General features: G+C 63.0%; 8 protein-coding genes. 3 read left to right on the top strand and 5 right to left on the bottom strand.

Going from position 1 to position 11460, the window contains the following annotated elements; translation table 11 throughout:
- Positions 1–36: 36 nt before the first annotated feature.
- From KBC96_06995 to KBC96_06985, 3 genes are all read right to left on the bottom strand, one after another.
- Positions 37–807 carry a sulfite exporter TauE/SafE family protein gene (locus tag KBC96_06995; GenBank protein ID MBP6964133.1) on the bottom strand — a complete coding sequence of 257 codons (771 nt, stop codon included), beginning with the start codon at positions 805–807 and terminating at the stop codon, positions 37–39.
- Complete coding sequence (locus KBC96_06990; GenBank protein MBP6964132.1) at positions 807–2852, bottom strand: PQQ-binding-like beta-propeller repeat protein; 2046 nt, start codon at positions 2850–2852, stop codon at positions 807–809. Before KBC96_06990 ends, KBC96_06995 begins: the two co-directional genes overlap by 1 nt.
- A 140-nt stretch (positions 2853–2992) precedes the next feature.
- Entirely contained in the window at positions 2993–6493 is a 3501-nt protein-coding gene (locus tag KBC96_06985; GenBank protein ID MBP6964131.1) for a hypothetical protein, read from the bottom strand.
- Between the two features lie 85 nt (positions 6494–6578).
- Between KBC96_06985 and KBC96_06980 the strand changes: the two genes are divergently transcribed.
- Entirely contained in the window at positions 6579–8588 is a 2010-nt protein-coding gene (locus KBC96_06980) for an NPCBM/NEW2 domain-containing protein (GenBank protein ID MBP6964130.1), read from the top strand.
- A 118-nt stretch (positions 8589–8706) separates the two neighbouring features.
- Here KBC96_06980 and KBC96_06975 read toward each other — a convergent pair whose 3' ends face one another.
- Together KBC96_06975 and KBC96_06970 are read right to left on the bottom strand one after the other, a co-directional pair.
- Positions 8707–9489 (bottom strand): endonuclease/exonuclease/phosphatase family protein, encoded by a 783-nt coding sequence (locus tag KBC96_06975; GenBank protein ID MBP6964129.1) that lies wholly within the window; start codon positions 9487–9489, stop codon positions 8707–8709.
- Positions 9490–9509: 20 nt separating this feature from the next.
- Entirely contained in the window at positions 9510–10658 is a 1149-nt protein-coding gene (locus KBC96_06970; GenBank protein MBP6964128.1) for a Gfo/Idh/MocA family oxidoreductase, read from the bottom strand.
- Between the two features lie 46 nt (positions 10659–10704).
- On the opposite strand from KBC96_06970, the gene KBC96_06965 reads away from it, so the two are divergent.
- Both KBC96_06965 and KBC96_06960 read left to right on the top strand, forming a co-directional pair.
- Complete coding sequence (locus KBC96_06965; protein ID MBP6964127.1) at positions 10705–10845, top strand: hypothetical protein; 141 nt, start codon at positions 10705–10707, stop codon at positions 10843–10845.
- Between the two features lie 10 nt (positions 10846–10855).
- Positions 10856–11458, top strand: coding sequence for a hypothetical protein (locus tag KBC96_06960; GenBank protein ID MBP6964126.1), 603 nt, complete (start codon positions 10856–10858; stop codon positions 11456–11458).
- The last annotated feature ends 2 nt before the right edge of the window (positions 11459–11460 follow it).

Raw genomic sequence — 11460 nt, 5'->3', positions numbered from 1 at the left:
GAGCGGAATCTTTACTCCCGCGGGTGCTCTCTCCAGTTACCCAATGAGCAGCTTGATTGCGCCCGCCGCCGCAAGGGCGAAGACCGCGACATCGAACTGCTTCTGCGACATCCGGGGGAGTATCCACTTGCCGATGTAGACGCCCACGACGATGACCGGGAATATGAGGAGGTTGAAGATCGCCGAGGATTTGGTGACGATCGGGTTGCCGGGGTTTAGCATGCTGAGCACGATGTAGACCGGCAGCTTGCTCAGGTTGATCGTGAAGAAGTACCAGGCGATCGTGCCCATGAACTCGTTCTTCGGCAACCTGTGAGCGGCCAGGTAGATCTGCATGATCGGCCCGGCCGCGTTCGATACCATCGTCGAGAACCCTGCCGAGACGCCGGTGCCTGCCATGCCGATCTTCGACTTCGGGGTTAGCTTCTCACCAAGGGACTTCTGCAGGAAGTACACCGCGATCATGATCAGCACGAGCACCCCCATCATCTGCCCGATGAGGTCTCTCGTGCCGGTCATCTTGCCCGTCTTCCACAGAGTGACCGTCCCGATCGCGAGCCCGACGACGACCCACGGGAGCAAGCCGATGAGCTTGTCCCACTGCACGTGGCGTCTGTACCAGGTGGCGGCGAAGATGTCGCCCATGATCAGCATCGGGAGCATGATCCCGATCGACGGCCGCCCGCCGAACGTCGCCGCCAGCAGCGGCACGACCAGGATGCCCACGCCGGGGATGCCGGTCTTCGATATTCCCACGAGCAGAGCCGCGCCGGCTCCCATCGCCCACTGCCAGAGTTCGAGGTGCATTACCGCTTCACCGCCGTGACCGTGCCGTCCATAGACGGGACGATCACCAGGTCCTTCCAGACCGTCGGCGATGCGAGCAGGTATCCGTTGCCGGTGGAATAGGTCCACTCCTTGTCGCCGGTTGCCGCATCGAAGCAGACGAGGTTCCCCCGCAGGCCCGAGACGTAGAGCTTGCCGTCCGCGTACACCGGCCAGTTGTCGTAGCTGGTCTGGCCGATCGTGGTGCGCCATGTCTCTCCGCCGTCGGACATCCTCATGCAGTAGAGGTTGCCGCCGACGTCCGGCAGGTAGAACCTGTCTCCGACCACCATGGGGCTGTTGAAGATGGCGAGCGACTTCCCGCCCGGGTTCTTGCGCTTCCATACCTCGCCGCCGGTCTTCAAGTCTATGCAGAAGACGTCCGGCGCGCCCGGCGTCTCGCCCTGGTAGGCGGTCACAACGATGCTCTTGCCGTCCGTAGACGGATCGGAGTTCGAGGGCGACCAGTAGAGCGTATCGCCGGTCTTGTACAGCCATACGTCCTTGCCGGTCGCTGCACTGACGGCATGGAAGTGCCCGTCCCACGCGCCGAAGTAGACCACGCCGTTCATGTAGATCGGCACGGTCTGGTTCATCCGCTTCATCTCGTAGCGCCAGGCAAGATCGCCGGTATTCGCATCGATCGCGTAGAACGAGCAATCGCCCGAGCCGATGAAGACCTTGCCTTCGCCAACGGCAGGCGAACCGCACACCGGGCCGTCGGTCTTGTACTCCCACGCCTGTTTGCCGGTGTCTGCATTGAGCGCGAGAATCTTCCCGTTCACCGATCCCAGGAAGACCAGGCCGTCCGATACCGCAGGATAGCTGATCGTGTCGGCCCCTACGTTCTTCCGCCAGATCTCTTTCCCAGTTCGTGCATCGAGGCAGTACACGTCGCCGCCCCAGCAGCCGAAGTAGAGCCGGTCGCCATCCGCCCGGATCGGGCGCTCGATCGCGCCGGAGACGTTGATATGCCATGCTTCCTTGCCGCCCGCCCCAATGCGGACCCACGCGGCATCCGACCACTCCATGCCGTCCTTGTCGGTCGCGCGGACCGAGACCAGGTGCCGGCCGGGCGTACCGCTGAAGTCCGACTTCGCCTCGTAGATGCCGGACCTGCCGCGCTCGATCGGCTTGTAGTCGCCGTCAACGGCGTACTCCACCTTCTCCATCAGGGCACCTACCCGCGCGCGAACCTGCACTTGGCCCTCTACTATGCGTCCGGTCTTCGGGCGGAGGAGGGAGACGGGATTGGTGGTCGGCTTGAGGGAGACGGTTCCATCGGCCGTCTTCTCTCCTCCCGTGATCTTCGTGTAGCTCTTGATCTCGTCGCCGGTCACCTCCAGAATCCGGTAGCCCCCGGGAGCGTTCATGACGCCCTTGACCTCCTGAAAGAGTACGCCGTTCTTCCGCCAGGTCTTGAAGTTGTGCCCGTGCCCCACGAGTATGAGCTTCACATTGAAGGGCCTGATCGTGCGGAGAAGCTGGTCCTCGTTCGGGATGAACCCCGGCATGTGGTGGTAAAAGAGCACGGACGGCGTATCCTTGCCGGCCTTCTCCAGGTCGGCCTTCAGCCACGTCAGCATGTGCTGGTCGAGGATGCCGTAGTGCTCGAGCCAGAGCGCGCTGTCCAGGCCGACGAAGTGCACGCCGCCGTGATCGAAGCTGTAGTACGGGTCCTGGCCGAGGAACTTCGTCGGGCCGAACTTGCCCCAGTTCGACCACTTGGTCTCGTGGTTGCCGGAGACGTTGTAGACGGGGACGCCGAAGCTCTCCATCGCGGCCTTGTACTGCTGGAACTCGGATTCGAAGCCGACCTCCACCAGGTCGCCCGTGCATACGACGAGCGCCGGCTTCGGGTTCATGGCCTCGATCTCGTCGGCGATGGCCCGCAGCTTCTCGGTGTGCTTTCCCTGCGAGTTGACGTGCACATCCGATATGTGAATGAACGTGAACGGCTCAGCCGCATACGATGCGACCGCCAGAATCATAACGAGCAGCAGAACAGCGCATAAACGTCTTGACATTACCCACTCCTAATACAACCGTCAGGCTCTATCCGAAACCAGAACCGCCCAATCTCGAGTGCGCGCTCCGGCGCGTGTATCGAGAGACGGCCCTGGCGCACCACCATCTGCCGTCTGGAGACGCTTCCCACGACTGGATGTTACTTCATCAGATAGCTCACCAGGTTCGCCGTGAAGCGCTTGGCGATCGGATCTTCGGCGAGAAGCATGCTACTGATGATCAGCCGTCCCCTGCCGACCTCCAACTCGACCACCGGCCACGACGTATACCGCGCGATCTGCTCCTTACCCTGCCTGAGGTAGCTGTGCGGCTGGATGTGCTGCGCGAGCTTCGTCAGTCCCGGCGCGTCCGGCATCTGGTACGACTTGCTGCAGACCCTCACGAGTCCGCCCGGGGACGCGTTCCACCAGTGCATGTCCATCGGGTCCATCCCGGCGAGGAGGTCGCTCTCGTACACCTCGACGAAGTCGCCGCTCGCGTCTATCATCGTCCAGTCCCGGCCGGTGACGCTCTTGATCGTCTCGGCATCCGGCTGGATCATCAGGACGTTGGCACTGCCCTCGAGGTAGGTGCCTATACGTTCGGCATGGTCATTGGGACCGGCCACGATCACGGAGCCGCGTCCGATCAGCGTTCCCAGTTCGCCGCCGATGTCATGACACTCATATCCCAGGTCCTTCAGGTAGTCACGGGTCCGGGCGTCCGCGTCCAGCGTGTATATCGTGCCTCCGCCCTGCGAGTACCAGTCCTGCGTCGCGCAGATCAGCGGATACTCGTTCCGCGAGATCACCTCGTCGCCCTGGAGCAGCGTGAGTTCGAGGGTCATCGGCGCGCGCTCGGTGTAGAGCCTCGACGGCACTGTGAACTCGACCGACTGCCGGCTCTTGCCGTCGTACGCGCATTCGGGGAACGGAACCGAGCCGGACGTGCCCCAATCCGGGCCCTTGCCGAAGATGTGCCACCTCAGCGTGAGGTCCTTCACTTCCGGCCGATCCGGGTCGTCGTTCACCACCACGACCTCGCCGATGAACGTCCGGCCCGCCTCGAAATGCCGGTCGTGGAGCGCCAGGGATACGAGCACCGGCTGATGCGCCAACTGCACCCCGTAGTATGCGGGGTATGGGGCGATCGTCTCGGCATCATAGACGTCCTTGAACCAGCAGCAGTTGGCGAAGAGCATCCATCCCGAGAGGTCGGTCCGATCCCGGCGCACCTTCTCGGCGTACTCCTTGGTGATCTGCCCGTGGATGTCGAGGAACATGTCCGGCCGCTCCTCGAAGGTGCCGTACTTGCCGACCCACGCCTGCGGGACGACGTGGTCGCGGATATACGACTCGACCGGGTGCCCCGTGTCGTTGTCGGGGTATCCGGTCGAGGCCTCCTGGCTGATGAGCGGCCTGGTTTTCGAGACGCTTGCCTCGATGCTCTTCTGGTAATCGAACTGGAACGGCGAGGTCGAATACCAGCCGAAGTAGGCATGCTTGTCGTCCACGTCGCCGTCATCGAGCTTGTTCGGCGTGAGGAGGGTATCGTAGTCCCCCTGATTGCGGACGTACCCCGAGTGCAGGACGACCGGGGTCTTCGGGTCGGCCTCTCTCGCAGCCTTGATGACGTCTGAGAACCAGCGGTACTTCTCGGTCTGCCGATTCTTGTCGGGATCGCGCCCGCCCTCGAAGTAGCTCTCGTTGCTGATCGTCCAGAGCATCAGGCTCGGGTGATTGCGGTTCGCCTTCACGACCTCCCGGAACTCGTTCTTCCAGACCTCCATGAGCTTGGGATCGGGGATCGGCGTGTCGCCCATCAGCACCCACGGCCACGTCTCCCCGACGCTCGTGCCGACGCCCTGCTTGTCGGCGGCGTCCATCCAGATCTTGCTGGGAGGGCACATGTGAAACCGCGTCGCCATCTCGTTCCCGTCGTGCATCAGCTTCATGAACTTGTCTGCGAGCGCCTTGTCGTTCGGCATGAGTCCGTGCGGAGGCATGTCTGCGCCCCGGATGTAGTAGGGCTTGCCGTTCAGGTAGAGGCGGTTGCCCTTTGCCTCAAAGGTCTTGAACCCGACGGTGATCGTCTTCTCGTCGAATATCACGCCGTTGGCGAAGAGTTGGGTCCTCAGTCTGTAGAGGTTCGGATGCTCCGGCGACCACAGTTTGGGATTCAGATTCCGGAAGAGAGCGTCTTTCTGGACCTTTCCATCTTCTGACGGGCCTGAGTATTCCCTGGCGTTCCCGGTCACCAGCGTCCTACCGGTGGCTGCGTCTACGATTGTGTGGCGGACCTCGACGTCCTTCAGCAGCACGCCGCTGGTATGAGTCTCGATCAGTGCTCCATCAAGGAATGGCTGGAAGTAGACGTCGTCGATCCGTCCCTTGCCCGTGACCTCCAGGGACACCGGCTGCCAGATGCCCGCCATGCCGTTCTTGAACCAACCGTGCGGCAGTGAGTTCAGCATGTCCTTGGTGATGTTGACCGTAACCGCAACGCCGACGCTGTCCTTCGCGAAGCTCGGGTCGGTCTTGCTCGATCCGACCATCACCGCCAGCAGGTTCAACTCGCCGAACCGGACCTCGTCCGTCACCTCGCATTCGAACGGACCGAACATCCCGACGTGCGAGCCGACCTTCCGGCCGTTCCAGTAGACCTCCGCGAAGCTCGCGACGGCGTCGAACCTTAGCACGAGCCGCCTGCCCTTCATCGAGGAAGGGACCTTGATCCACTGGCGATACCAGCCGCTCTCGGTCGTCTTGTAGTCGAAGGTGAAGTCCTCGCAGCGCTGGATCTCCTTGCGGATGTAGTTGTGCGACGTGCCGTTCGCCGTCGTGTAGATCCACCACTCGGTCGGATTCCAGAACTGCGGCACCCCGAGCACGTGCCAGTTCGCATCCATGGTGATCGGGTCAGCACCCGTTCCGGCGTCCTGCGATGGCCGGAAGAGCCAGTCTCCTGTGAGATCAATCGTCTGCCGAGGCGTCTTCTCGTCCTCCACCACGACCGCCCTGTACGCCGCCCTCTGCCGCGAATGCTTCTCCTCTTGATCGATCCGTGTCTTCTCGATGTTGGTGAGATAAGTCTGAACCGTGCTGCTCACGAGCCGGAACCTGTCAGGCTGAGCGGACGCAGGTATGATCACGATCTCGTGCACCATGCAGTTCGGATATGCGCTGATCCCGCCGGTCAGCACGACCGACGCCTTCCCGTCCCTTGCGGTAACGGGGATGGTCATCATGCCCTTCTCGCCTGACCGCAGGCGCATCGAGCCGAGCGCCGCCTCACCGTCGATCAGCGGCGTGATGCCGGTCGTGAAACCCGTGTCCCATGCGGTGACCTCGAAGAGGTAGTCACCGTCCGGGAGGGTGACGTTGAACGCCGCCGTCGTCACGCCGCGGTCGAGGAGCGCCACTCCCGTGCATCCGTCCCCGCGGTCGCGCCCCTGCGAGCGGAGGTCCTGGTCCCATCCGAGGCCCTTCTCAGCCGAGTAGACCGATCCGTCGTTCACGAGCATTCCATCCGGGACCCTCGTACCAGCCGGCTGGAATCGGATGACTACCTTTTCGTCCGCGGCCAACATCTGCGCGGGGGTCTCCGCCGCACACACGCCGGTCCAGAGCACGAGCATCGAAATTAGCGCGAAGATTCGCATTGTAACATCTCCTGTTGCCAGAAGCATTCGCTTTGGACTATTCTATATCAGCGCAGGTTGCGCGGGCAAGTAGGAGGCAGGATTCATGATGACTAGACGGATTCTTTTCGCTGCGTTGTTGTGCGTCTCGACGGCATGCGCATTCGCCGACATCACCGCAATCATCCCCGAGATGCCCGGGATCGACGCCACATGGACGGCCGTCCCCCTGGAGAGCCTCGACCTGAGCAACATGTTCCAGGACTACGGGACGCCCAGGGTCGGCAAGTCGATCATCGACAAGCCGATGACACTCGGCGGGACCGTTTTCGAGCGAGGAGTCGGGACCCACGCCGTGAGCGAGTTCATCGTAGACCTCAGAGGGACCGCGAAGGCCTTCATCGCCACTGTCGGCGTGGATGATGAGACCGCCGGACAGGGCTCGGTGATCTTCAATATCCTCGTAGACGGCAAGATCGTTGCCCGGACAGCCGTCATGAAGGGCGGCGACAAGCCGATCCGGCTCGGCGTCTCGCTGGAAGGCGCCAAGACCATGACCCTGACCGTGGAGGACGCCGGTGACAACATCAACTTCGACCACGCCGATTGGGCCGACGCGTGTATATTCATCCCCATGATGGCTGACAAGGCTCAATACCCGCAGTCGCTCGCGCACCTCGGCCAGGAGCCGATGCAGATCGCGCACGCCGACAACGAGACGCTGCGGATCAACTACCCGCGCATCACCGGCGCGACACCGGGCCGCCCGTTCCTCTTCAAGATTCCCGCGACCGGTAAGGGCAAGCTCACCTACTCCGCGAAGGGCCTCCCCGCCGGTCTGCGCCTCGATCCGGCCACCGGAGTAATCACCGGTGCATTGCAGTCTGCCGGTGAGTGGAAGGTGGATGTCGCCGTCAGCGACTCCGCCCGGACCGCCCGGAGCACCCTTGCCATCGTCGGCGGCAACCGCAAACTCGCGCTCACCCCGCCGATGGGCTGGAACTCCTGGTACTGCTGGGGCCGGCATATAACCGCCGATATCATGATGGCGCACGCCGACAAGATGGTCGAGTCCGGCCTCGCGGGTCACGGATACCAGTACGTCAACATTGACGACTGCTGGGAGGGCGAGCGCGACGCGGCCGGCGAGATTCAGGCCAACGAGAAGTTCCCCGACATGAAGGTGATGTCCGACTATATCCACGCCAGGGGCCTCAAGTTCGGCATCTACTCCTCGCCCGGCCCGCTGACCTGCGGCCGGTATGAGGGCACCTATCAGCACGAGGTCCAGGATGCGAAGACCTACGCCAGGTGGGGCGTCGACTTCTTCAAGCACGACTGGTGCACCTACGGAGGGATCGCGAAGGACAAGAGCATCCCCGAGCTTCAGAAGCCCTACGCTATCATGCGCTACGCGCTCGACGCGAGCGGCCGGGACATGGTCTACAGCCTCTGCCAGTACGGCATGGGCAACGTCTGGGAGTGGGGCGATCTCGTCGGCGCGAACATGTGGCGCACGACGGGCGACCTGCTCGACAGCTGGGGGAACATGGCACGGATCGGGTTCTCTTCGGCCGAGAAGGGCAAGTACGCCGGCCCGGGCCACTGGAACGATCCCGACATGCTGTGCATCGGCAAGGTCGGATTCGGCAACCTGCGCCCGTCGAAGCTCACGCAGAACGAGCAGATCACGCAGATGACGCTCTGGTGCATGGCCGCAGCCCCGCTGCTCATCGGCGGCGACATCATGGAGATGGACCAGTTCACCCTCGACGTGCTCAGCAACGACGAGGTGATCGCGGTTGACCAGGACCCGCTCGGCAAGGCGGCGCACAGGGTATGGCATGAAGGCGACCTGGAGGTCTGGGCCCGCCCGCTCTCGGACGGCACGAAGGCCGTTGCGCTCTTCAACCGGGGCAACTACAAGACCAAGGTCACCGTCCGCTGGTCGGACATCGGCCTGAGCTCCCCTCGCCCCTCCGGGCGAGAGGGGTCGGGGTTGAGGGGCCTCCCGGTCCGCGACCTCTGGATGCGCCGCGACCTGGGCACCTTCACCGATTCCTTCGCCGCTGAGGTCCTCCCCCATGCCGCCTGGCTGATCAAGGTCGCGAAATGAGGGTGTCAGATGTTTCGTATTGGGCCCGTACGTCCCATCTGTCCCATTCGTCCCATAAGGAGGCCGATCATGAACACCGAATACGTGATCACCGAACAAATGCCCCGCGGCCTCGGACTCACTTGTCCGGTATGCCTATGACCATCACCGTCGGGCGGTGATCTGAAGCCCCGCCCGTCATCCCGGCCGGGATCTCGCGGCCTTCCCTGATGTCGCCCGCGAGCGGCCTGGAGGTCCAGATCTGGTCGATCCGCTCACCAACCGGCGGCGCAATCACAAACCCCGAAGCCAGAAGCGCGTCCGTGCTCTCCTTGTGGATGCCGTACTTGAAGTTCGCATCTCCCATCATCACCGACAGGTTCGATGAACGTAGTCTCATCTGCCGGGCGAGACACCGTACTTCGCTGAGATGGCTCTCAGGGGCCCTCAGGAGGTTGAAGTGCGCCACGAAGACGTTGAGCGCGCGTCCGTCGGGAAGCTTCAGTTGTGCCTGCAGGGCCGCGCGGGTGAAATGGTCGGGATACCCCCTCGCCCAGATTATGGGGAGTTTGCTGAACAGCGCGACGTTGAAGCGGCTCTTGCCGGATTTCGCCAGGTAGTAGTGCATGCCCAGTTCCCGGGCGACCTGCTTCGCCACCGCATTGTCGTTCTTGTCCCACGAGCAGGCCTCCTGGATGCCCACGATATCGGGGTTCACATACTTGATGACCGAGATCACCCGATCCAGGCGGTTGCCGACCAGTCTGTTGTTGGTGGCTCGTTCGACGATCTTCTGCTCCGCCGGATCGACGCCCGCCCCGTACGCCACGTTGTAGGTCATTACGGTGAGCTTCGTGCCCTCGGCGGCATGTGCCGAGACTGAGAGAATGACGAGCATGATCAGAGCAGGATATCGCGCCATGGCCTCTCGACTCCTGATCACTACTTGAACGAGGCGTTCATGTCCTGCTCGCCGATGTCCTTCACCTTCTTCACGTAGCGCGACGAGGCGATCCGCTCCTTGAGCGCCGACTCGTAGGCCGCGGAATCCAGCGGGAGGTTCACGGTCGCGTCGGTCCAGCCCGAGTAGAGCATGCAGTTCGCCATCTCGACCGACCTGATGCCTTCCTCGGCCGGGGCGATCAGGTCGTCGCCCTTCAGTATCGCGTTCACCCAGTTCTGAGTGATCTCGACATGGTGTCCGCCGCCGCTGCGGTATGGAATCTCCACATTCCAGATATCCGGCTTGGCGAAGCTCTGCTGGCTCGTTACCCGGAACTCGGATGCGAGCATCTCGTTGCGGAAGAAGCGGATGCATCCGTCCTCGACCACCAGCTTGCCCCGGTCGCCCGCGATCTCGAGGCGGTTCGTGCCGGGCGCCTCGCCGGTGGTGGTGATGAAGACGCCTGTCGCGCCGTTCGGGTACTCGAGGTACGCGGTCACCTCGTCCTCGACCTCGATGTCGTGCTTCGCGCCGAACTTGCAGAACGCGCGGACCTTCGACGGCATGCCGAAGAACCACTGCATCAGGTCGAGGTTGTGCGGACACTGGTTGAGCAGCACCCCGCCGCCCTCGCCGCTCCATGTCGCGCGCCATCCGCCGCTCGCGTAGTAGGCCTCGGAGCGAAACCAGTCCGACACGATCCACGAGATGCGGCTGATCTCGCCGATCTCGCCGGATTCGATGAGCTTCTTGATCTTCTTGTAGAGGTTGGCGGTCCGCATCTGGAACATCGCCGAGAAGATGCGGTCGGATGACTTGTGGGCGGCGATGAGGCGCTCGCAGTCGGCCTTGTGGACGGAGATCGGTTTCTCGGTCAGCACGTGCAGACCCTGCTGGAAGGCGTCTACGCCGACGGTGGTGTGATCGTAGTGCGGCGTGGCGATGAGCACTGCGTCAACCATACCGGAGCGGATCAACTCGCGGCTGTCGCTGAAGTCGCGGACGCCCTCCCATCGGCCGAGCTTCTCCTTCTCGATATCGCAAACAGCGGTCAGCTCGGCGCCGACGACCTCGCCCTTTGAAAGGTATCCGGCGTGGTGGCTGCCCATTCCGCCGACGCCGACGATCCCGATTCGTAACTTGTCCATGACACAATCCCCCCGATATCTGCTGTCATTCGGAGCGGAGCTTAGAATGACAGGTATTCTCACTTACTCATCTGTTCATCCGAGGAAGTCGGCAATCCTCCGTGAGCGGTTGACACAGGCGCTCAAACAGGACATACTCAAGCTGCGCAGCCGAGCAATCGGCGCCCCCTGGAATCAGGAGCAGTAGAGGTATGCACATGCTGAGACTTACAGGACTCGTACTGGTAGCGCTGGCGGCGGCGAACGTATGCCCGGCATCGGCCGGATACGGGAGGGCGAGTGTCATCATCGTCCCTGAGTCGGCCCCACAGGTAGTGGCTTACGCCGCGCGGGAGCTTCAGTACTACGTCCGGAAGTCAACCGGCGTCGAGATGCCGATCATGACCGAGGGGAGCGTCCCCAAGGCCACGAAAGAGCGCATCTACCTCGGCGCGACCGAGGCTGCGCGCAAGGCCGGCATCGAAACCTCGGCGCTTACGCGAGACGCCTACCGCATCCGGAAGTCGGGCGACACGGCATACCTCGTCGGAGGCGATCGGGGCGGCGACCCACTGTCCCTCGGGACACCCGCCGGGACGCTGTTCGCCGTCTACGACGTGCTCGACAACGACCTCGGCGCGCGATGGCTATGGCCGGGGACATCGGGCGAGTATGTCCCGAAGCGGCTGTCGCTCAGGATCAGGGACCGCGACGAGACCGTCCAGCCCCGGTTCAGGTTCTGCGGGCTGCGGACCGGGCGCGCCGAGGAGCGTCAGTGGATGCGCCGGATGCGGATGCACGACGCCGATGGCATCGACTAGGG

Source organism: Armatimonadota bacterium, from assembly GCA_017993055.1.
Lineage (GTDB): Bacteria > Armatimonadota > UBA5829 > DTJY01 > DTJY01 > JAGONM01.
This window is presented reverse-complemented; position numbering and strand designations above follow the sequence as displayed.